Consider the following 21969-nt stretch of genomic DNA (forward strand, 5'->3'; position numbering starts at 1 on the left):
ACCGCTGGAGGTGAGAAGAGCTGAGTCGCCGCGCAGCGGTGTTCGTTTCACCTGCGTCGCGAGGTGGCCGGCGGGTGGTCCGTGGGTGGTGCGGCGGTCCGGGCAGGTCGTCGACGCCGGGTGGGGTCCTCGGATGCACGATCCGCGCCCGCTGGAGGTGAGAAGAGCTGAGTCGCCGCGCAGCGGTGTTCGTTTCACCTGCGTCGCGAGGTGGCCGGCGGGTGGTCCGTGGGTGGTGCGGCGTTCCGGGCAGGTCGTCGACGCGGGGCGGGGTTCTCGGATGCACGATCGGCGCCCGCTGGAGGTGAGAAGAGCTGAGTCGCCGGGTGGGGTCCTCGGATGCACGATCCGGGCCTGCTGGAGGTGAGAAGAGCTGAGTCGCCGCGGAGCGGTGTGCGGTTTACTTTTTCGGGGCTGAGGTTGCTCGGATGTGTAGCTCGGTGCGGAGGGTGACGGTGGATGGGGGGCGGCCGGGGGAGGCGGTGCGGTCTTTCAGGAGGAGGCCGGCGGTGCGGCCCAGTTCGTACGTCGGCTGCGCGACCGTGGTCAGGCTCGGGATCACCAGATCCGCCCACGGGATGTCGTCGAAGCCGACGATCGCGATGTCGTCCGGCGCGCGGAGACCCTTCTTCGCCAGGCACTCCAAGGCACCGACGGTCATCAGGTTGTTGGTGGCGAACAGCGCCTCGGGCGGGTCCGCGAGTTCCAGGAGGCTCTCCATCGCGGCGTACCCGCCGGCTTCGCGGAAGTCGGCGTGCCGGACCAGGTCCTTGTCGTACCGGATCCCACCGGCGCGCAGCGCGGAACGGTAGCCACCAAGTCGGTCCATCGCGGTCGACACCTTGCGCGGGCCGGTGATGCACGCGATCCGTCGGTACCCGCCGTCGATCAGGTGTTTCACGCCTTCGAAAGCCCCGTGCTCGTTGTCGACGAGCACGGTGTCCGCCTCGACGCCCTCGACGCGGCGGTCGATCATCACCATCGGGATCTTCGCGTCCGCGAGCAGGTGCACGCCCTCGGCGGTCGACGTCGGCGAGATCACGACGCCGGCCATCTGGTCGGTCAGTACGGCCGACGCGTACGCCGCTTCCTTCGCGGAGTCCTCGTCGGAGTTGCAGAGGACGACGTGGTACCCCTCGGTCTGGGCGACGTCCTCGAGACCGCGGACCAGTGAGGTGAAGAACGGGTTCTCGATGTCCGAGATGACGACCGCCCACAGGTTCGTCGATGACTTCCGCAGGTTCCGGGCGACTCCGTTCGGCCGGTACCCGAGCTCGGCGACCGCGGCGCGGACCTTCTCGGACAGCTCCGGGTCGACGTTCCGCCGTCCGCTCAGCACCCGTGACACCGTGGCCGGCGACACCCCCGACCTACGCGCGACGTCGTAGATCGTCGTCATACCCGCTCCCCGCTGGAGATCCGATGGTCGTCTGGATCGCACTCTAACTCCGATCCGAGCCAAAGGATCTCATGTCGGTCGCGAACCGAGCGGTACGTCCTCCAGGAGTGCGATCGCGGCGGCGCGGTCCGGGGCGGAGTCCGCGGCGCCGTTGACGGTGGTGGACAGGGCGCCGGCGGCGTTCGCCAGTCGTACGGCGTCCACCAGGCCGGCCCCGTCGGCGAGCGAAGCGGCCAGTGAACCGCAGAACGCGTCGCCGGCGCCGACGGTGTCGACGGTGCCGACCTGGTGTGGCGCGACGCGTTCCTCGAAGCCGCCGACGCGGTCCAGGACGAACGCGCCGCGGGCCCCGAGCGTCACGACGCAGGCCCGGAGGTCCCAGTCCTCGGCGAGCTTCCGCGCGATCATCGGCACCTGCGTCTCGTCGTCGCAGTTCAGGCCGGTGAGCGCCGCGGCCTCGACCTCGTTCGGTACCAGGATGTCGACGTACGCCGCCAGCGCGGGATCGACCGGTCCGACCGGGGCCGGGGTGAGGATCGTTGTGACGCCCGCGGCGGCGGCGAGCCGCAGCGCGGTCTGGCTCGCCTCGACCGGGAGTTCGAGCTGGACGCTCAGCACCTTGCTCGCGGCCAGCACCTCACTCGCGGCCTCGATGTCCGCGGTCGTGATCGCGGCGTTCGCGCGGGACACGATGATGATCGAGTTGCCGCCGTCGGGCAGGACCAGCGGCAGCCCGACGCCGGTTCCCAGCGAGGGGTGCCGAACGACCCACGAGGTGTCGACGCCGTTCGACGACAACAGTTCGAGGAACTCCTCGCCGTACCGGTCCTCGCCGATGGTCCCGACGATCGCGGTCCGCGCACCCATCCGGGACGCCGCGATCGCCTGGTTCACACCCTTGCCACCGAGGAACTCCGCGAACCCGGTGCCGTGCAGCGTCTCACCCGGCAACGGCCGCCGCTCCGCTGACGCGACGAGATCCTTCATGAACGAGCCGAGCACGCACACGTCGTACCCGCTCATCGACGTCCTCGTTTCGCTCCGGGCGCCGATGAGGCACCAAGCGCGCTGTATTGGATGATGAGCTCACTCCGTTCGCTCATGACTGCTCCTCCGCGAGACGCTTGCCCAAGGCACCGGATGGGTGGAAGCGCGCGAAGTCGTGATGACTGAACTCCCGCAGTACGACGAGTGCGCACGCGAGCGCGTCCCCCATCGCCAGCGAAGCGGTCGTCGACGCGGTGGGGGCCAGATTCAACGGATCCGCCTCGCGCAGCACCATCGTGTCCAGCGTGTACGTCGCCAGTCGCGCCAGCGTCGACTCCTCGCGACCGGTCATCGCGATCAGGGGGATCTCGCGGTCGCGCAGCATCTGTGCGAACGCGCAGACCTCGGCCGTCTCGCCCGAGGCAGACAAGGCGAGCACGATGTCGCGTGACGTCACCGCACCGGAGTCGCCGTGCAACGCGTCACCGGAGTGGATGAACGTGGCCGGCGTACCGGTGCTCGCCAGCGTGGCGGCGATCTTCCGGCCGACCAGACCGGACTTCCCGAGGCCGGTCACCACGAGGTGACCTTCGCACCGGGCGACCGCGGTCAGTACCTCCAGGAATACCCCGTCGAGTCGGTCGGCGAGCGCCGACACGGCCGCGGCCTCGGTCTCGATGGCGTCCCGCGCCGCCTGCAGTCCCCGTGCCACCAGGTCTCTGGACAGCTCGTCGGCCGTGCGGTGGGCGGACGCACGGTTCGGCACAACTGGCATCCCAGCGCCTCTCATCTCAGAAATCGATTTCCGCAGATTAGGCAGCGGGGTCGGGTGGTGTCAACGCCTGCATCCAGGTCGAAACCCTTGCCTGCCGGGTGAATCTCCGGAATTGACCAGATCGGCGGCAACTCGGCCCTTGACCGGCCAGGCCGTCGCTCGTAGATTGCGAGAAATCGATTGCCCCTCGAAGCCCACGGCTCGGCCGTTCGAGAGACCCCTGGAGCACCTGATGGCCGCAACACCTTCCCCTGCCAGGCAGCTCAGCCGCCGCTCCGTCCTGCGGGGCGGGATCGGCGCGCTGGCGGCGTCCGCCGCGGGCGTGCCGCTGCTGTCCGCCTGTGGCGGCAACTCCTCCGGCGGCAACGCCAAGGAGATGTCGTTCTGGAACTTCTACGGACCGTCCGACGACCAAGGACCGCAAAGCAAGTGGTTCGTCGACACCGTCGCGGAGTGGAACAAGTTCAACGACGTCAAGGTCAAGCTGCGCTACATCCCCGGCAAGGACTACCTGAACGGGACCACTCTGCAGACCGCGTTCCAGTCGGGGCAGGGACCGGACATCTTCCTGATCAGCCCCGGTGACTTCCTCCGGTACTACAACGGCGGCGTCCTGCAGGACCTCGGGTCGGCGTTGTCCGACGAGTCCAAGAAGGACTACCTGCCCGGCCTGCTCGAGGCCCGCAGCGTCGACGGCAAGGTCTACGGCCTGCCGATGGAGATCGAGCCGCTCGCGATGTACTACAGCGAGGCCGCGTTCGAGAAGGCCGGCCTGTCCGAGGCCGACCTGCCCAAGACCTGGGACCAGACCCTCGCGGTCGCGCAGAAGCTGACCGGCAAGGATCGGTACGGCGTGATGTTCGAGACCACCCCGGGCTACTACCAGAACTTCACCTGGTACCCGTTCCTCTGGCAGGGCGACGGTAATGCGATCAAGGACGGCAAGTCCGCGTTCGACTCACCGGCCGCCGTTCAGGCGCTGAAGTTCTGGGGCGACACGATCAAGACCAAGGTCGCGCCGCGCAAGGCCCTCGGCGACGGCGGCGGCGACGTGGTGTCGAACCTGGGGTCCGGTGCGGCCGCGATGCAGCAGAGCGGTATCTGGGCCGTCGCCGACCTGCGCGCCAAGGCGAAGAACTTCAAGTACGGCATCATCCCGCTACCCACCCCGGACGGCGGTAAGGCGGCCACGGACCTCGGCGGCTGGGCGTTCGTCGCGAACTCGAAGGGCGCGAACCCGGAGGCCGCGGCGAAGTTCATCGCCTGGGCGCTCGGTTCGACCGACGAGGCCGGTGTCGAGCGGCAGCGGCAGTGGAACACCGTGGTGAAGACCAACGTGCCGCCGCGTAAGTCGGTACAGACGGCCGCGGACGCGAAGGGTGCGTTCAGCGAGGGTGCGCTGAAGAAGTTCGTCAGCGAGATCGCCCCGACCGGCAAGCCCGAGCCGCGGTTCCCACCGGAGGTCTACCAGCCGATCGCGGACGCGATCCAGGCCTGCCAGCTGAACGCGGCCGACCCGGCCAAGGCGGCTGCCGACGCCGCGCAGAAGATCGACACGTTCCTGAAGACCTACCAGGGCGCGCCGATCAGCTGATGGTGACCACGACAGCCCCTCCGTCCACCCGGCGGGCCAGGCCCGCGGCGAAGCCGAAGGCGGGGATGACGAGGAAACGGCGCGAGGCGCTGGCGGCGTACGCCTTTCTCGCTCCGGACACCCTCGGCCTGCTGATCTTCGTCGCGATCCCGATGGTGCTCGCCTTCGGTGTCGCGTTCTTCAAGGTCGACGGCTTCGGCAACTACCAGTACGTCGGCCTGGCCAACTACAAACTGATGGCCGGCGACGACCAGCTCTGGGCCTCGCTGAAGGTCACCGCGACGTACGTCGTCACGTTCGTGCCGATCGCGTTCGTGGTGAGCTTCGCGCTGGCGATGCTGGTCCGCAACCACTTCAAGGGCATCGGCTGGGTCCGTTCGGCGTTCTTCCTGCCGAACGTGGTCAGCCTGGTCGTGGTCGGCCTGATCTGGCAGTTCCTGCTGGTCGACAAGCGCGGCGCGTTGTCCAAACTGCTCGCCCCGTTCGGCCTCGGCGATGTCTCCTTCCTCGGTACGCCGTCCCTCGCGCTCGGCACGTACGTGGTGATCAGCGTCTGGTTCCTGATGGGCTATCAGATGCTGGTGTTCCTGGCCGGCCTGAAAGACGTGCCGAAGGAACTCGAGGACGCCGCCGCCATCGACGGTGCGGGCCCTTGGCAACGGTTCCGGTACGTGATCTGGCCGCTGCTCCGGCCGACCAGCTTCTTCGTCGTGGTGAACTCGACGATCGGCGCGGTCACCGGTCTGCAGGCGTTCGACCTGGTCTTCGTCCTCACCAAGGGCGGCCCGGCCCGCGCGACCAGCACGGTCGTCCTCTACATCTACGAACAGGCCTTCACCTTCAACAACATGGGGTATGCCGCCGCGCTGACCACCGTGGTGGTGGCGATCCTCGTCATCTGCACCGGCCTGATGTTCGGCTTCACCCGAGGAGGTCGCTTTGACGAGGATTAGAGTTCTGCCGATTCTCGCCCATGTACTCGCGATCATCGCGGTCGCGCCGTTGCTGTGGATCCTGATCAGTGCGCTGAAGCCGGCTGAGGACGTGTTCAACTTCGGCTGGCCGAGCACGTGGACGCTGGACAACCTGCAGTACGTGTTGCTGAAGATCCCGATGCCGCGGTTCATGCTGAACTCGGCGATCGTGTCCGTGACGGTCACTGTGATCGCACTGTTCTTCCACTCGATGGCGGCGTATGCACTGGCCCGGTTGCGGTTCCCGGGCCGCGGCATCATCTTCTCCGGCATCATGTCGACGCTGCTCGTGTCGCTGCCGGTGATACTGGTTCCACTGTTTCTCGTGGCAAAGCAACTAGGTCTGCTGGACAGTTACGCCGGACTGATCGTGCCCAGCATCTTTCATGCGTTCGGGATCTTCCTGCTCCGGCAGTACTACCTGAACATCCCGCGCGAGCTGGAAGAGGCGGCCGACCTCGACGGGTGCGGTTACTGGCGGCGGTACTGGAGTGTCATCCTGCCGCTCAGCCGTCCGGTGCTCGCCTCGCTGTCGGTGCTGTTCTTCCTGGCCAACTGGAACGCGTTCCTCTGGCCGTTGACCATCACCCGGAACCCCGACCTACGAGTGATCCAGCTCGGCGTCTCCGGGATGCAGGGGCAGTACGCCTCCGCGTGGAACCTCATTCTCGCGGCCGCCGTGATCGCGGCCATCCCCACGGTCGTCGTGTTCGTCGCGGGCCAGAAGCGCCTGGTCGACGCGATGAAGACGACCGGACTCAAGTAGTCGAAAGGCTTCTATGTACGGCGACTATGGCAGCAGCCTGCGCGATCTGCCCAGGCTCCGGGACTCGAAACGCCGCCGGGCGTCCAGCTGGGACCGCAGCGGTGGCAACGACGACCGACTGACGATCCGCCCGGGTGAGACCGCCGTACTGGCGGACATCGAGGGACCGGGGTCGATCAACCACATCTGGTGCACCGTCGCGCGCGACAGCGCGTGGGGGCCGGACGAGGTCGACGGTGACTACCTGCGCAAGCTGATCCTCCGCATCACGTGGGAGGACTCCGCGCAGCCCAGCGTGCTCGTGCCGCTCGGAGACTTCTTCGGCGTCGGACACGGGAAGACCGTGAACTTCGTCAGCGCACCACTGCAGATGAGCCCCCAGGACGGGAAGGGCTTCAACTGCTGGTTCCACATGCCGTTCGCGTCCCGCGCTCGAGTTGAGATCATCTCGGAGCTGTCGAGCGCTCCGGTGTTCTTCTACTACTACGTCGACTACGAGCTGTTCGACGGTGCGCAGGACGGGCTCGGGTACTTCCATGCGTCGTACCACCGGCAGCACCCGACGGACGGCGTACCGCAGGGGAACGAGACGCTGCGGCAGTACCAGGTGGAAGGCACGAACCTCACCGGCGACGGGAACTACGTCGTCCTCGACACCGAGGGCAAGGGGCACTATGTCGGCTGCGTGGTGAGCATCCGGAACCTGCGCGACTCGGCGGAGTGGAACTGGTACGGCGAGGGCGACGACATGATCTTCATCGACGGCGAACCGTTCCCGCCGTCGCTGCACGGCACCGGGACCGAGGACTACTTCAACACCGCGTGGTGCCCGAGCGAGGCGTACTCCGCGCCGTACCACGGGATCACCTTGCCCGGCGGGGAGAACTGGAGCGGCGAGATCTCGCTGTACCGCTTCCACATCGAGGACCCGATCACGTTCTTCCGCTCCATCCGCGTGACCATCGAGCACGGACACGCCAACAAGCGCAGCGACGACTGGTCGTCGGTCGCGTACTGGTACCAGACCTTGAAGGGACAGCGCTCATGAAGCGTGGGGCCTTACTTGCCGTCCTCCCGCTGGTCTTCGGATCGGCGGCGCTCCTCACCCAACCGCACGTATCCCCGCCACCTGCGGTCGCGTCGGCACCGGTCGGGACCGCCCAGGTGGAGTCGAAGGGCACCCCCAGCCCGAGCGACGGCGACCTGTGGCCGTCCTGCTGGGCCGGCAACGACAAGCTGTACGCCGCGAACGGCGACGGCAAGGGATTCTCCACGTCCGGCGACTTCGCCGACATCGCGGTCAGCGAGATCAACGGCACGCCCGGAAACTTGTCCGGGGCAACGATCTCGAAGGGCGACCAGGTCGGGTCGGTCTGGAGCGGTGCCGGGTACAACCGGAAGCCGACCGGGATGGTGTGCGTCGGCGACACGTTGTACCTGGCTGTGCAGGACCTCGCGCTGGACTTCAACGACGTACCGGCGGCGACGATCCTGAAGTCGGCGGACCACGGGAAGACGTGGACGTGGGACAAGAAGAAGCCGATGTTCTCGGATCACACGTTCACCACGATCTGGTTCGCGGACTTCGGCAAGGGCGGGGCGCTGGCGCCGGACGGGTACGTGTACGCGTACGGGCTGGACGGGAACTGGCGGGACTCGTTCGACGACACGGTCGCCGATCCGCAGAGCGTGTTCCTGGCGCGGGTACCGAAGGACAAGGTGCAGGACCGTGGCGCGTGGAAGTTCTACACCGGATCGGGGTGGTCGGCGAAGGTCTCGGACAAGAAGCCGGTGCTGACTGACACGCGGCGGCTCTACGCCCAGACGTACGGGACGAACGCTTCCAACCTGAGTGTGATCAGTCAGGGTGGCGTGACGTACTTGGCCCAGCAGAAGCGGTACGTGTACACGTCGTGGACGGAGTACACCTTCGAGTTCTACGAGTCGCCGACGCCGTGGGGTCCGTGGAAACACTTCCTGAGCAAGGACTTCGGTGGGTACCCGTGGTCCACGTCGAAGTACGGCGGGTACGGCGTGACGATCCCGTCCAAGTTCGTGCAGCCGGACGGGAAGACGATGTACATCCAGGCCAACGTCTGCCCGTGTGGCGGTGGCGGGATCGGTACGTCGGTCTACAACTTCAACCTCCGCAAGCTCGTCATCACACCGTCGTCCGAGGCGCCGGCCGCGAACCTGCCGGGGCCGGAGAACCTCGCGGCGCCGGCGACCGGCGCGGTCGCGATCTCCAAGTCGACGAACTCGGGCAGTCTCGCGCTGATGAACGACGGGGCTCGCACCGGCAGTGAGTCGGACTTCGACGACGAGGTGAAGGGTACGTCGTGGTGGGGGTACGAGTGGCCGGCTCAGCACAAGGTCAACAACGTGGAGTTCACGTCCGGCGCGGTGTCGGCCGAGGGCGGGTACTTCACCGGGCGGCCGCGGGTGCAGGTGAAGCAGAACGGTTCGTGGGTCGAGGTTGGGTCGCAGACGGTTTCGCCGGCGTACCCGGGTGATGCGTCGGCCGGGGCGAACACGACGTACACGATCACCTTCCCGACGCAGGAGACCGACGGCGTGCGGGTGATCGGGCTGCCGGGTGGGACGCGTTCGTACACGACTGTTTCCGAAGTGGGTGTGCGCTTCGTGTCGCAGTTGGCCGATGGTGGCTTCGAAGGTACTGGCGGCGGGAAGCCGGCGTGGCAGTTCGAAGGTACGGCGGCCAACGGGGTGGACCGCGGTCTCGGGTTCGCGCACTCCGGGGCCAACAACGGGTGGATCCGCTGCACCTGCACGGGATTCAGCGACCTGTACCAGACCGTGCCGGTCACGCCGGGCGCTACGTACACGTTCGGTTCGTGGATCAACGCGTCGGCGAACCTCCCGGCCGGCCAGGGCCGCTTCGGTGTCCGCGCCGGCACGAAGGACCTCGGCAGCACCACGTTCGGCGCCGGCACCGGCTACGTCCACCACGAGGTCACGGTCAAGGTCCCGGCCGACACCCACGAACTAACCGTCTACGCGGGCTTCACCGGCCCGAACAAGGACACCTGGATCCAGGTCGACGACTTCACGGTCAGCGGAGGCTGAGGACGCGGATCTGCAGGCCATCACCATTGCTCGCCGCCCCGGCGCCCCACGCTCAACCCGGGGCCGGACAGGCGATGGTGATGGCCTGGCGGACCGCCACCACTCACCAACTGTCCGATTCGCCGGATCTCGCGGGCGGGTCAGGCGTGACTCGGCGCCGGGGGACGAGGTTGGTGGGTGGTGGCAGTCCGGGTTACGGCCAGGGGAGTAGCTCGGGCTGGTCGCCAGTGATCGGACCGGGGGGTGTGCGGCCGGCGTACCAGGCGGTGAGGTCGGGGAGGGCGCCGGTGAGGCGGATGGTGTCGCCGGTGCCGTTGTCCCAGGTGAGGTCGGGGGAGTCGAGTACCAGGTGGATGCCGTCGGGGGTGCGCGGGCGGAGGAACTCCAGGAGGTGTTCGCAGAACGACGTGGACCAGGTGGCTGGGGTGACGCCCAGGTCCAGGTCGGAGGTGTGGATGGTGAGCTCTCGCCAGGTGGCGTTGAGGCCGGCGGCCAGGTTGCTGTTGCGGTGCAGGATCGGGAGCGGCCAGTCCGTAGGGCTGACCCTGTCCCACGAGGCCATCAAGGTGGTGACGGCTTGGGTGAGGTGAGCTTTGAGTTCCGCGGCGGGGCGGTCGGAGCCGGCCTCGATCGCTGCGTCCCGGGCGGGACGGCCGCCGTCGTACACCTCGATCAGGCGGCCCTAGAGCGCTTCCTCGACCTGACGGGTCATGGCCTCGGAGAAGTACGCGATGTGCGTGATCACGTGACCGCGGGACCACCCGGGGAGGGCGGACGCGCCGCGGGCGGTGGGTTCGTCGAGGTCTGCCGTCAGCGCGAGCAGTTGGTCGGCGGCGGCACGTACGCCGGTCAGGGCCACAGGAGCTCCTTCGTCCAGTCGTCTTCCAAGCGGTAGCGGAGTCGCATGTGCCGCCGGTCCGGGTCGGCCTGCCAGAACTCGACCTCCTCGGCGCGCAGCGTGTACAGCGTCCAGTTCGGCGCGACCAGATCGGGAGTGGCGGCGCGCAGCCGCGTGCGGAGGTCGGTCACGGTACGAGACCCTAGGCAATACATTCACATGCCAGCAAGCCGATATCCCATTAGTATCGCCAGATGACCACGCTGGCCTTCGCCGTGGCCGCGACCATCAAGCACGACGGCCGCGGCGGAATCGCGGACCTGCTCTGCACGCCGGACGAGGCACACGGCTGGCTCCGCGAGCACGAGCCCCAGCTCGCCGATGTCCTGGGCGCGCCGCTGCCGATCGAACTGGGGAGGTTCTTGCGCCCGTTCCGGGAAGAGATCCTCCCCACAGCGGACGAGGCGTGGCGGGAGCTGGTGCGGATGCGCGGGGCTGTACGGGCGCTGTTCGCGCGGGCCGTGGCGCCCGGCGCGCCCAGCAAGGCGGATGCCGACCGGTTGATGGACCTGCAGGACGCGCTCCGTGCGGTGAACCAGGCTGCGGATCAGTTGGGTACGACGTACCTCGACTGGGCGGACGAGCCGTACACGCGCTGGTCGTCCCCGGCGGAGGATCCGATCGCGCTGCTGGCCGGCGCCGTCGGGCGGTCCGCGATCGACTTCCTGACCGGGCCGGACCGCCGGCGGCTGCGGGCCTGCCCGGCGGCGCGATGTGTCAAGTACTTCCTGCAGGAGGACCCGCGGCAGCAGTGGTGTTCGCCGTCCTGCGGGAACCGCGAGCGCGTGAACCGGCACTACCGGAAACGGACCGCCGGATAGCCTGTGGGCCATGAGCATCGTGCGGTTCAAGGATCTGTGCGTGGACGTGAGCTGTCCCAGTGAGATGGCTGCGTTCTGGGGGCGGACGATCGGGCTGACCGCGCCCGCCGACAACCCGAACGTGCTGGTCGGCGACGTACCCGAGAAGACCGTCTGGATGTGCAAGGTCCCGGAGCCGAAGACGGTGAAGAACCGCGTGCATCTCGACCTCGTCACCGGATCCGTCCAGGACCTCGAACGGGCCGGCGCCAAGGTCGTGTCCCCGGAGACCGACGAGCAGCGGTGGACCGTGCTGGAGTCGCCCGAGGGCGGCGAGTTCTGTGGATTCGTACGCGAGACGGTCCCGGCGTACCGGCTGATGGAGCTGGTGGTCGACTCGGCCGATCCGGAGGCGCAGGCGCGCTGGTGGGCGGGCGTGCTCGGCGGCGACTTCTCGAGTCGCCCCGGCCGACCGTATTACTGGATCGAGAACGTGCCCGGTCTGCCCTTCAAGTACTGGGTGTTCGTCCCGGTGCCGGAGCCGAAGACGGTGAAGAACCGGGTGCACTGGGACGTCACCGCGACCGACCTGCAGTCCGTCCTCGACGCTGGCGCGACCCTGCTGCGGCCCAAGGACGACGAGATCGGCTGGCACGTCTGCGCCGATCCGGAAGGCAACGAGTTCTGCGTGTTCCTGCCACCTGCGAAGGAAGCCTGATGAAGCTGGACCTGACCGTCTCCGCACCCGACCTGACCGAGGCGCTGGTGAACGTGTCCTCGGTGAGCGGTACCGAGGAGAAGCTCGCCGACAAGGTGGAGAAGGCGCTTTCGGCGTACTCACATCTCAAGGTGTTCCGGCACGGCAACACGGTGGTCGCGCGTACCGACCTCGGGCGCCCGGAGCGGGTCGTCCTCGCCGGTCACCTCGACACCGTCCCGCTGAACGGCAACCTCCCGGCGCGTCGCGCCGACGGCCTGATCCACGGGCTCGGCGCCTGCGACATGAAGGGCGGTGTCGCGGTCGCGCTCCGGCTCGCAGCGACCCTCGACGAGCCGAACCGGGACATCACCTACGTCTTCTACGACTGCGAGGAGATCGAGGCCGAACGGAACGGGCTGTTCAAGCTGACCCGGTCCAACCCGGAGCTGCTCGAGGGCGTGTTCGCGGTCGTGATGGAGCCGTCGAACGCGGTCGTCGAGGCCGGTTGCCAGGGCACGATGCGGATCGAGGTCAGCACCCGCGGCGAGCGCGCGCACTCCGCGCGCTCGTGGATGGGGTCGAACGCGATCCACGCCGCGGGCGAGGTGCTCGCGCGGCTGGCGGCGTACGAGCCGCGCCGGGTGCCGATCGACGGGCTCGAGTACCGCGAGGGGCTGAACGCGGTCGCGATCACGGGCGGTGTCGCGGGCAACGTCGTACCGGATCTGTGCACGGTGACGATCAACTACCGGTTCGCACCGAGCCGGTCGGAGGCCGAGGCCGAGGCGCACCTGCGCGAGGTGTTCGAGGGGTACGACGTCGTTGTCACCGACTCCGCCCCCGGGGGACTGCCGGGGCTGGAGCGGCCGGCCGCGGCGGCGTTCCTGCAGGTGGTGGGTGGGGAGCCGCAGCCGAAGTTCGGGTGGACGGACGTGGCACGGTTCACGCTGCTCGGCGTACCGGCGGTGAACTACGGGCCCGGAGACCCGCTGTACGCCCACAAACAGGACGAGTTCGTGCCGGAGGCCGAGATCGAGCTGTGTGAACAGCGGTTGAGGACTTGGTTGACGAGCCGCGCCTAGCCGGGCCTGGTTACCGCCGAGGCCATAACCTGGAGGCATGTCAGAACCATCGATCCACCCCGACCGTCCGGTGGGCCAGCAGCAGCGCGGGCCCATCGTGATGCGCCGCAAGCAGGTGCAGCACTCCACCTCCGAGCAGCGGCTGCTGGACAGCCGCGGGCCGTCGGACTGGGTGCACACCGACCCCTGGCGGGTGCTGCGGATCCAGTCGGAGTTCATCGAGGGGTTCGGCATGCTGGCCGAGCTCGGCGCCGCGATCAGCGTGTTCGGCTCGGCGCGGACCAAGCAGGACGACCCGATGTACGCGGCCGCCGAGGAGTTCGGGCGGAAGCTGGTCGACGCCGGATACGCCGTGATCACCGGCGGCGGACCCGGTGTGATGGAGGCGGCGAACAAGGGCGCGTCCGAGGCCGGCGGGGTCTCGGTCGGGCTCGGCATCGAGCTGCCCTTCGAGAACGGCCTGAACGAGTGGGTCGACATCGGGATGAACTTCCGGTACTTCTTCACCCGGAAGACGATGTTCGTGAAGTACGCCCAGGGGTTCGTGGTGATGCCGGGCGGGTTCGGCACGCTGGACGAGCTGTTCGAGGCGCTCACGCTGGCGCAGACCCGGAAGGTCACCTCGTTCCCGGTCGTGCTGTTCGGTACGTCGTACTGGGGCGGGCTGGTCGACTGGCTGCGCTCGACGATGCTCGAGGACGGGAAGATCTCCGCCGCTGACCTGGACATGTTCGTGGTCACCGACGACGTCGACGAGGCGATCAGCTACATCGTGAAGGCCGGCGAACTGGCGGACGCCGCCGCCGAGGAAGCCGCTGAGGCCGCCGCCCGCGAGGTCGACGAACAGAACGACCCCGCCGCCCGCGAACACCGCCTGGGCTCGGACGGAAGCTGAAAATCCTGGGTGTTTGTGCGGTTGACTCGCCCGGCATGGCACGATCGGTCCCGTGATGTGGTTCTTCGGGCTGATCGTGGTGCTGTTGATCGGGGCTGTCGCAGTGGTGGCCTCGGGTCGTTGGGGTGCCATGAACACGGCGTACGACGACCGGCCCGACATGACCGTGCCGGCGCGGCAGGCGCTCACGTCGACCGATATCGAGTCGGCGCGGTTCGGGGTCGCGGTCCGCGGCTACCGGATGGACGAGGTCGACACGCTGCTCGAACGGGTCGCGAAGGAGGTCGCCGAGCGCGACCGCCGGATCGCCGACCTCGAACGCGCCGTCGCCCCGATCGTCGACACCCCCGACGGCGCCGGCTTCAGCTCGCTGGCGACCCACGACCCCGCCGACTTCGAGGACACGGGGACGCAGAAGCCGATCCTCGTGGGCGGCGATTTCCCGGTCACCCAGCCTGAACTGTCCACGGACGCGACGCCGCCCGAGGACTCCGCGGAGCCTACAGCCGCCACCGAGGCGAACCCCGAGCCGAAGCAGTCCGAGGAACAGTCCTCGGACGCCCCCGCTCAGTCGCCAGAGCCGGCGCCGACTGCCGAAGGTTCACAGACTGCCGAAGGTGCGCAGGCTGCCGAGGGTGCGCAGGCCGATGGGGTGGACGACGACGAACCGGGTACGGCCGAGCTGCCACGGGAGGCCGCCGCGGACGAGTACGAACGGCTGCAGGCCGAGGCCCGAGCCGTGCTGGAAGCCCAGTCCCAGCCCGTCGCGCCTCGCCGTACCCCCGCCCGTCCCCAACAAGCACCCCAGCCAACCCAGCAGCCAGCACCCCACCAAGCGCCGCAGCCGGCCACCGAGCAAACGCCGCAGCAGGCACCCCATCAAGCGACCGACCAGGCGCCCGCTCAGCACTGGACAGCTCAGACACCAGTCAACGAGCAGCCCGCCGCACAGCAGCAGCCGACCGAGCAACAACAACCGGCCCCGCAGCAGCAACCGGCCCCGCAGCAGCAACCGGCCCAGCAGCAGCCGGCCGCGGAACAGCAGTCGCAGGCCGACCAACAGCAAGCTCAGGCCGAACCCGAGCCGCAGCCACAACCTCAACAGCAGGCGCAACCGCAGCCTCGGGAGCGGAATGGGGAGGTTGCGGGGGACGGCGAAGGGTGGCAGTTCTGGCCGCCGGCAGATCAAGAGGGCTCAGGGGCTTATCAGCGACCCAGCTGATCCCCCCGCGCGGGTTCTGTCGGTGGCGTCCGGTTGACTGGCGTCATGGGCATCACACACTGGGACCTTCGCGCATGACGGTGATCGGTCCGGACGGGCAGCCCCGGTGCGGGTGGGCGACCTCGGCCCCGGAGTACGTCGAGTATCACGACACCGAGTGGGGCAAGGAGATCCGTGACGACCTCGGGCTGTTCGAGCGGATGACGCTCGAGGGATTTCAGTCCGGTCTGTCCTGGATCACGATCCTGCGCAAACGGGAGAACTTCCGCGCCGCCTTCGCGCAGTTCGACCCGGAGACGATCGCGAAGTACGGCACGGGCGATTTCGAGCGTTTGATGGCTGATCCGGGCATCGTCCGTAACCGGCTGAAGATCAACGCGACGATCTCCAACGCCCGCGCGCTGCTCGAGCTGGCCGAGGGTGAGTTCACCGAGCTGCTGTGGTCGTTCCGCCCGGCGAAGCACGCGGCGCCGCGGACGCCGGCCGACGTACCGGCCACGACACCGGAGTCGGTGGCGATGTCCAAGGCGTTGAAGAAGAAGGGTTTCGTGTTCGTCGGGCCCACCACGGCGTACGCGTTGATGCAGGCCACCGGCATCGTGAACGACCACTTGAAGACCTGTATAGCCCGGTAAATCTCGTGCACGTGCAGGCGCTTTGTGCATATGCAAAAAGTATTTCGGCGACAACAAAACACAAACGGCTGAACGAGTTGTGCTTCGGGCACGGAACGTGATGAGGTGTTTGCGGGCTCCCCGGCTGTCAGGTGGTTGTCCGGCCGTGACTCGCCCGGCCGGAACGTAGCCGCGGAGCCCACCAAAACGTTTTGGTGGCCTGAGTCGGAGGTTCGACGGCGCTTTCGGCGCACCTCCGACTCAGGACACTACGGCAGCTCGTTCACGCCGTCTGAGGTGAAGGCCGTCCGGAAGACGTCGGTTCCGGTCAGGCCACTCAGTTGGACACCCGACGCGGTGGCCGTGAGATACAGATTCGCTTCGGCGTAAGCGTCTGCCGCGTCGTCGTCCGCCGTACCGAACTGACGCGTCCAACTGCGGACGTGATCGGGGGAGTACTTCGCCAGTACGCCGTCGAACCTGCCGAGGGGTGTCTCCAGCGACCCGTCCGTGAACCCACCGACGTAAACGGTGCCGGACGCGTCCACCGCGATCGCGGCACCCTTGTCGTTGGCCGTCGTACCGAACTGGTCCCGCCACGTCAGTACGCCGTCCCCGTCGGCCCTCGCGACCACGAAGTCCTTGTCACCCGCGAGAGTTCCCGCGAAGTCGCCGGCGGTGTAGCCCGTCAGATAGACGCCGCCCGCCGGATCGGCCGCGAGACCCCAGACCTCGTCGGACGCTGCGGTCCCGAACTGCTTCGTCCACGCCGCATCACCACTGGACGTGTACCGCCCGAGGAATCCGTCGATCCCGCCGGACGACGTACCGAGTTCGCCGGCCGTCATGCCGCCGACGTACACCGCACCGCCGGACACCGCGACCGCCATGCCCTTGTCCTCGCCCGCGCTCCCGGTCTGCCGCAGCCATACCTGCTTCCCGTCCGCGTCGAGCCGCGCGACGAACACGTCCTTGTCGCCCTGGTTCGCACCACCCAACGCGCCCTTCGTATAGCCGCCGACGTACACGTCCGTCCCGTCGACAGCCACCGAGTAGCTCCGATCCGCCACCCCTGGTACGCCGAACTGCGTCACCCACCGTCGATTTCCGGCCGAGTCGTACTGCGCGACGAACGCGTCGTCCGTCGCGTTCCCCGGATGCGACCCGTCCAGATCGCCGTTCGTATAACCCGTCACCACGACGCGCCCGTCGGCATCGACGCCGACGCCGTACGCGCGCTCGGTCCCGCCCGTTCCCAACGACCGCGTCCACTCCCGTGTGCCGTCCGCCGCGTACTTGGTCAGCGCGACGTCCGTCGCCCCGGCGTACGGCTGCCCGTCCACGGCCCCGGCCGCCGCGACCGCCTGATAAACGTTGCCTGAGGCATCGGTAGCGGTCCCGCCGGCCCGGTCGTCGCCGGCCGTCCCGGTGATCGCGGCCCGCATCGGCGTCGCCGGCGGCTTCCCGAGGTACCGGAAGACGTACTTCGCGCCCTCGCTGAACGTCGGCCCCCAGACGTCCCAGTCGTGCCCACCGTCGACGACCCGGAACTCCGACGTCAGCGTCGGTACCCGGGCCGCCTGGTTGAACACCACGTGCGCCTCGAAGTCGAGGTCGTGCGTGGCGTCGATCGCTTTCGGGTTCTTGTACTCGTCGTCGCCGACCGCGATGTACAGGTGCGACGGCAGCCCGGTCGCGGCGAACGACTTCAGCGCCGCCGGCCAGTTCAGCCTCAGGTACGCCGCCTCGGAGAACGGATCGTTTCCCTTGCCGAAGGCACCGAACTCCCGGGTGCTCGAGTCACTCGGCGGCAACGGGAAGTACACCGCCGGGCTGAGCGCGATCGCCGCACCGAAGACATCCGGATGCGCGAGCGAGTACCGCAACGCCCCCGCACCACCCATCGAGTACCCGGCGATCGCCCGCCCGCTGCGATCCGCGATCGTCCGGTACGTCGCGTCGACCTGCGGCACGAGGTCCTTGAAGAACGCGGTCTCCACCGGCCGCCCCGGGACGGCTCCCCGGTACGCCGAGTCGACGTACCAGCTCGCCCGGCTGCTCCACGGCGCGTCCGGCATGATCGCGATCGCCGGCGGGATCTCACCGGTCCCGATCAGCTCGTCCAGGCGGCTCTTCACCTGCGTCCAGGCACTCATCGAGTCCCCGCGCCCGTGCAGCAGGTAGAGGACCGGGTAGCGCCGGTCCGACGTGTCGTACCCGGCCGGCAGGTAGACGTTGTAGTTGATGTCCTCGCCGAGGGTCGCGGACCGCGCGGCGGCGGTCTTGATCACCCCGGGTGGGGCGGCCGGTGCGGCACTGGATCCGGGCACGGCGAGACTCCCGACCAGCGTGGCAGCGGTCAGGACAGGCAGCAGAAGTTTCCTCACACGGCAGTTTGTAATCGCTTACGTAAACGATTACAAGAGCCTGCGCGCGAGGAGTTCCGAGGTACGGCGAAGGTGCGCGTCAGCGCCCGGTGAACGTGGGCTTCTGCTTCGCGACGAACGACGCGACCGCGTTCCGGTGGTCCTCGGTCCCGCCGGTCAGCTGCATCTTCCCGGCCTCGAACGCGAGCGCGTCGGCCAGCGGATGGCTCGCCGAATACGCGAGCGACTGCCGCACCGCGCCGTACGCGACCGTCGGCCCCGCCGCCAGCTTCCCGGCCAACTCGGCGACAGTGCCGCTCAGCTCAGCAGCCGGTACGACGGAACTCGCGAGGCCGAGGTCGAGCGCCTCGGCGGCGGGGACCGTGCGCGGGAAGTACAGCAACTCGAGCGCCTTGGCGTGACCGATCAGCCGGGGCAGCGTCCAGGAGATGCCGGTGTCGCAGGACAGCGCGATGCCGGTGAAGGCGAGGTTGAAGCCGGCCGTGTCGGCGACGACCCGGAAGTCGCAGGCGAACGCCATCGACGCGCCGGCGCCGGCCGCCACGCCGTTGACCGCCGCGATCACCGGCTTCGGCATCTCGGCGAGCGCCAGCGCGATCGGGGCGTAGTGGTCCGGCACGGTGCTCCAGAGCGCGGCCTGGTCGTTGGCCTCGAGCAACCCGATGTGCTCCTTCAGGTCCTGCCCGACGCAGAACGCCCGCCCGGTCCCGGTCAGGACGACGACCCGGACGGCCGGATCGTCCGCGGCGGCCTGGACGGTGTCGCGGAGCAGGACCTTGGTCGGCGTGTCGAGTGCGTTCATCGCGTCCGGCCGGTTCAGCGTGATGGTGGCGACGCCGTCGGCGACGGCGTACGTGACGGAGTCACTCATCGTGGTCAGCTCCTTGACGTTCGGTGAGATTTTCAGTGCAGTGTCAGGCAGTTGTCGACGAAACGCCCGGCCGCGGGGCTCAATCGTTCGGCGTGGAAATCGAAGAATTCGGCGGCCCGCGCACCGGCCCAATCGGTGGGCAGCAGCTCGGGCGGCAACCCCGGATCCCGGAACAGGAACTTGCGCCATTCGTGCACCAGCTCGGACCGTACGGCGAACGCTTGCTCGTCGCTGCCGACCGGTCCGGCGTCCCCGCCGGGGCCGTCCACCAGGGCCTTCGCCTCGACCAGCCAGGCGTCGTACGACGCGCCCAGTTCGTCCAGTTTCCAGACCCGCCGGGCGAACTCGACAGCGCCCTCGTCGATCGGTGCGCGGAACCGGTCCGCGGCAATGCCCTCGACGCCGAGAATCTGGTCCACCTCGAGGTCGTTGCGCAGTCCCACCCAGGCGCCGTCGGACAGCGGAGCCCAACCCAGGAAGGAGAGTTGACTCGCCAGTTGTTCGCGGCGGCGGGCGTTCGGGACCTCGCGGAGAATGCCCAGGTGCCAGTGCCGGTCCCAGTCGCCGGGTCCCTCGGAACCGGTCACGATCGGGGTCCCGTCGGGGGCGGTCCGGTAGATCCGCGCGGCCGCGTCGTCGAGCCGGCGACGCGCCCGGGAGGTCAGCGCGTAACCGGGCTGCCCCTCGATCCGGACAGGCTCCAGCCAGCCCTGCCGGACCATCCGGGACACGGCGGTCCGGACCGCCGGCGGATGGACGCCGAGCGGCGCCAGCAGCTGGACCAGGGCCGCGACCGGAGCCCGCGCGCCACGCGCGCGCAGGTGGTCGCCGTAGAGGTCGAAGAGGGCTGAACGGGCGTGCACAAGACTTGAGTCTGCCGTATGGTGCGCGGCTCTGGCCTGCGATCGGGAATAATGGGGTCTGATACACACTGCGATACGCGCCGACGGCGCATCACCGCAACGGCGCCGGCGACGGTCCACCGCGCGGTGTCGTCGCTCAACACCGACACTGGGAAGGGGTGCGCGCATGGCGGCGATGAAGCCGCGGACGGGCGATGGTCCGCTCGAGGTCACCAAGGAGGGTCGGGGGATCGTGATGCGGGTCCCGCTCGAGGGCGGCGGCCGGCTCGTCGTCGAGCTGAACGCCGACGAAGCGACCGAACTCGGCAACGCGTTGAAGGCCGTCGTCGGCTGATCACATCCTCCAGGGGTGTCTTGTGCCCCCTGCTCATCACCTCGACCCCGGTGGGTGCTCTTTCCGGCACCGGCCGGGGTCGTTACGGTTGTCCAACTCTTCTTTGATCAAACAGTGAGGTCGTCAGGTGGCACGCCGCAGCGGTTCGTCGTCTCCCTTTCCCAGTCTTCCGGCCGTCTCCTGGCAGCCGGGTCTGCCGGTGCACGGGGCACCGGCCTGGGTGCTCGTCGTCGGCGACGACAGTGGTCTGCCGGCTGCCGCGAAGGAGGCCGGTGAGCGGCTCGGTGTCGACCTCGACCGGCTGCTCGAGGTGCAGCGGACGGCCGGTTTCAGCCCGTCCGCCGGTGCCACCGCGGCGTACCCGTTGCTGTCCGGTGAGGTCGCCGAGATCCTGCTCGTCGGCGCCGGGGACGGCAGCGCCAAGGACCTGCGACACGCCGGGGCGGCGATCGCGCGCTTCGGTCGCGGCAAGGACGAGCTGACCACCGTCGTTGCCGAGGGCATCGACGACGCGGCGCTGCAGGCGTTCGCCGAGGGCGTCGTGCTCGGCTCGTTCTCGTACACGCTGAAGACGGTCGACGCCGGCAAGCCGGCAGTCGGCCGGGTGACGCTGACCGACGGGTCGGACGCGGACCGGCAACCGGTGGTCGACCGCGGCGTGGTGATCGGGCGGACCGGGTGGCTGGCCCGGCAGCTCGCGATCACGCCGTCGAACGAGAAGGACCCGTCCTGGATGGCCGCGCGGGCGACCGAGGTGGCCGCCGCGACCGGGCTCGAGGTGACGGTCTGGGACGAGAAGAAGCTCGCCGCCGAGGGCTTCGGCGGCATCCTCGCGGTCGGTCAGGGCTCCGCCAAGCCGCCGCGGTTCATCCGGCTGGACTACGTCCCGGACGGTGCGACGAAGAAGACGCCGTACGTCGTCCTGGTCGGTAAGGGCATCACCTACGACACCGGCGGCCTGTCGCTGAAGCCGCGCGAGGGCATGGTGTCGATGAAGCGCGACATGACCGGCGGCGGTTCGGTGATCGCCACCATGTCGGCGCTGCGTGAGCTCGGCGCGCCGGTGCGGGTCACCGGGCTGATCTGCTCGGCGGAGAACATGCCGTCCGGTTCGGCGTACCGCCCGGACGACGTGATCCGGCACTACGGCGGCCGGACCACCGAGGTCAAGAACACCGACGCCGAGGGCCGGCTGGTGATGGCCGACGGCCTCGCGTACGCCGTGCGGGAACTGAAGCCGGACGTCCTGGTCGACATCGCCACGCTGACCGGCGCGATCAAGGTCTCGCTGGGCGCGATGCTGTACGGCGGGATGTTCGCGACCGACGACGCGCTCGCGGACAACCTCGCCGACGCCGGCCGGGTCTCGGGTGAGGAACTGTGGCGGATGCCGCTGCCGGCCGAGTACGAGGACCTGATCGCGACGCCGGTCGCCGACTCGGTGAACAGCTCGAAGGGTCCGGGGTCGATCACCGCCGCGCTGTTCCTGAAGGCGTTCGCCGGCGACATCCCGTGGGCACACCTCGACCTGTCGTCGATCGCGGAATCACCCGCCGACCGCTTCGAGTACTCCGTCGGCGCGACCGGCGCCGGCGCCCGCCTGCTCACCACCTGGCTGACCTCCGACACCCCGACCTCCGGTATCGGCTGACCCGGGCCTACGGCAACTAGCCCCACGGGCCTTACCCGAGCTGAACGCAGGCCCGGCGCGGTCTACCGTG

20 protein-coding genes and 1 pseudogene are annotated in these 21969 nt (G+C 68.7%); 13 read left to right on the top strand and 8 right to left on the bottom strand.

The annotated features are described in order from the left end of the window. Positions 1 to 400: 400 nt before the first annotated feature. The 3 genes from ACFYRH_RS28290 to ACFYRH_RS28300 all read right to left on the bottom strand — a co-directional run bounded on the left by ACFYRH_RS28290 (position 401) and on the right by ACFYRH_RS28300 (position 3152). Positions 401 to 1399 (bottom strand): LacI family DNA-binding transcriptional regulator, encoded by a 999-nt coding sequence (locus ACFYRH_RS28290; RefSeq protein WP_387781711.1) that lies wholly within the window; start codon positions 1397 to 1399, stop codon positions 401 to 403. A 69-nt stretch (positions 1400 to 1468) separates the two neighbouring features. After that, a complete protein-coding gene (locus ACFYRH_RS28295) occupies positions 1469 to 2422 on the bottom strand; it encodes a ribokinase (protein WP_387781713.1) in 954 nt (317 codons plus the stop codon). Positions 2423 to 2498: 76 nt separating this feature from the next. Further along, positions 2499 to 3152: an SIS domain-containing protein gene (locus tag ACFYRH_RS28300; RefSeq protein WP_387781715.1), complete on the bottom strand. Its 654-nt coding sequence runs from the start codon at positions 3150 to 3152 to the stop codon at positions 2499 to 2501. A gap of 241 nt (positions 3153 to 3393) precedes the next feature. On the opposite strand from ACFYRH_RS28300, the gene ACFYRH_RS28305 reads away from it, so the two are divergent. The 5 genes from ACFYRH_RS28305 to ACFYRH_RS28325 all read left to right on the top strand — a co-directional run bounded on the left by ACFYRH_RS28305 (position 3394) and on the right by ACFYRH_RS28325 (position 9582). Beyond that, entirely contained in the window at positions 3394 to 4755 is a 1362-nt protein-coding gene (locus tag ACFYRH_RS28305; protein WP_387781717.1) for an ABC transporter substrate-binding protein, read from the top strand. A 65-nt stretch (positions 4756 to 4820) separates the two neighbouring features. Continuing rightward, positions 4821 to 5708: a carbohydrate ABC transporter permease gene (locus tag ACFYRH_RS28310; RefSeq protein ID WP_387781719.1), complete on the top strand. Its 888-nt coding sequence runs from the start codon at positions 4821 to 4823 to the stop codon at positions 5706 to 5708. After that, complete coding sequence (locus ACFYRH_RS28315) at positions 5695 to 6495, top strand: carbohydrate ABC transporter permease (RefSeq protein WP_387781721.1); 801 nt, start codon at positions 5695 to 5697, stop codon at positions 6493 to 6495. Before ACFYRH_RS28310 ends, ACFYRH_RS28315 begins: the two co-directional genes overlap by 14 nt. Before the next feature lie 13 nt (positions 6496 to 6508). Next, positions 6509 to 7543 (top strand): glycoside hydrolase family 172 protein, encoded by a 1035-nt coding sequence (locus ACFYRH_RS28320; protein ID WP_387781723.1) that lies wholly within the window; start codon positions 6509 to 6511, stop codon positions 7541 to 7543. Beyond that, entirely contained in the window at positions 7540 to 9582 is a 2043-nt protein-coding gene (locus tag ACFYRH_RS28325; protein WP_387781725.1) for a DUF4185 domain-containing protein, read from the top strand. The genes ACFYRH_RS28320 and ACFYRH_RS28325 overlap by 4 nt, the downstream gene beginning before the upstream one ends. A gap of 193 nt (positions 9583 to 9775) precedes the next feature. Here ACFYRH_RS28325 and ACFYRH_RS28330 read toward each other — a convergent pair. Further along, a pseudogene (locus tag ACFYRH_RS28330) lies at positions 9776 to 10441 on the bottom strand (maleylpyruvate isomerase family mycothiol-dependent enzyme). Further along, on the bottom strand, positions 10432 to 10611 hold the full coding sequence (locus ACFYRH_RS28335; protein ID WP_387781727.1) for a pyridoxine 5'-phosphate oxidase C-terminal domain-containing protein: 180 nt from the start codon (positions 10609 to 10611) through the stop codon (positions 10432 to 10434). The pseudogene ACFYRH_RS28330 and the gene ACFYRH_RS28335 overlap by 10 nt, the downstream one beginning before the upstream one ends. Before the next feature lie 63 nt (positions 10612 to 10674). Here ACFYRH_RS28335 and ACFYRH_RS28340 point away from each other — a divergent pair, with 63 nt between their 5' ends. The 6 genes from ACFYRH_RS28340 to ACFYRH_RS28365 all read left to right on the top strand — a co-directional run bounded on the left by ACFYRH_RS28340 (position 10675) and on the right by ACFYRH_RS28365 (position 15814). Then, positions 10675 to 11301: a CGNR zinc finger domain-containing protein gene (locus tag ACFYRH_RS28340; protein ID WP_387781729.1), complete on the top strand. Its 627-nt coding sequence runs from the start codon at positions 10675 to 10677 to the stop codon at positions 11299 to 11301. Between the two features lie 10 nt (positions 11302 to 11311). Further along, a complete protein-coding gene (locus ACFYRH_RS28345) occupies positions 11312 to 11998 on the top strand; it encodes a VOC family protein (RefSeq protein ID WP_387781731.1) in 687 nt (228 codons plus the stop codon). Next, positions 11995 to 13062 carry a succinyl-diaminopimelate desuccinylase gene (dapE, locus tag ACFYRH_RS28350; RefSeq protein ID WP_387782542.1) on the top strand — a complete coding sequence of 356 codons (1068 nt, stop codon included), beginning with the start codon at positions 11995 to 11997 and terminating at the stop codon, positions 13060 to 13062. Before ACFYRH_RS28345 ends, dapE begins: the two co-directional genes overlap by 4 nt. Positions 13063 to 13099: 37 nt before the next feature. After that, positions 13100 to 13957 carry a TIGR00730 family Rossman fold protein gene (locus tag ACFYRH_RS28355; RefSeq protein WP_387781733.1) on the top strand — a complete coding sequence of 286 codons (858 nt, stop codon included), beginning with the start codon at positions 13100 to 13102 and terminating at the stop codon, positions 13955 to 13957. A gap of 55 nt (positions 13958 to 14012) precedes the next feature. Continuing rightward, a complete protein-coding gene (locus tag ACFYRH_RS28360; protein WP_387782544.1) occupies positions 14013 to 15179 on the top strand; it encodes a DivIVA domain-containing protein in 1167 nt (388 codons plus the stop codon). Between the two features lie 74 nt (positions 15180 to 15253). Continuing rightward, positions 15254 to 15814 carry a DNA-3-methyladenine glycosylase I gene (locus ACFYRH_RS28365; RefSeq protein ID WP_387781735.1) on the top strand — a complete coding sequence of 187 codons (561 nt, stop codon included), beginning with the start codon at positions 15254 to 15256 and terminating at the stop codon, positions 15812 to 15814. Positions 15815 to 16062: 248 nt separating this feature from the next. On the opposite strand, the gene ACFYRH_RS28370 is transcribed toward ACFYRH_RS28365, so the two are convergent. The 3 genes from ACFYRH_RS28370 to ACFYRH_RS28380 form a co-directional block, all read right to left on the bottom strand. Beyond that, the gene (locus tag ACFYRH_RS28370; RefSeq protein ID WP_387781737.1) at positions 16063 to 18180 is read right to left on the bottom strand and encodes an alpha/beta hydrolase-fold protein; all 2118 of its coding nucleotides are present in this window, start codon (positions 18178 to 18180) and stop codon (positions 16063 to 16065) included. A gap of 79 nt (positions 18181 to 18259) precedes the next feature. After that, a complete protein-coding gene (locus ACFYRH_RS28375; RefSeq protein ID WP_387781739.1) occupies positions 18260 to 19051 on the bottom strand; it encodes an enoyl-CoA hydratase/isomerase family protein in 792 nt (263 codons plus the stop codon). Between the two features lie 32 nt (positions 19052 to 19083). After that, on the bottom strand, positions 19084 to 19914 hold the full coding sequence (locus ACFYRH_RS28380) for a PaaX family transcriptional regulator C-terminal domain-containing protein (protein ID WP_387781741.1): 831 nt from the start codon (positions 19912 to 19914) through the stop codon (positions 19084 to 19086). A 166-nt stretch (positions 19915 to 20080) separates the two neighbouring features. Here ACFYRH_RS28380 and ACFYRH_RS28385 point away from each other — a divergent pair, with 166 nt between their 5' ends. Then, complete coding sequence (locus ACFYRH_RS28385) at positions 20081 to 20248, top strand: DUF3117 domain-containing protein (protein WP_012923066.1); 168 nt, start codon at positions 20081 to 20083, stop codon at positions 20246 to 20248. Positions 20249 to 20375: 127 nt separating this feature from the next. Further along, entirely contained in the window at positions 20376 to 21899 is a 1524-nt protein-coding gene (locus ACFYRH_RS28390; RefSeq protein WP_387781744.1) for a leucyl aminopeptidase family protein, read from the top strand. Positions 21900 to 21969 lie beyond the last annotated feature (70 nt).

The organism is Kribbella sp. NPDC004875 (assembly GCF_042873375.1).
Lineage (GTDB): Bacteria > Actinomycetota > Actinomycetes > Propionibacteriales > Kribbellaceae > Kribbella.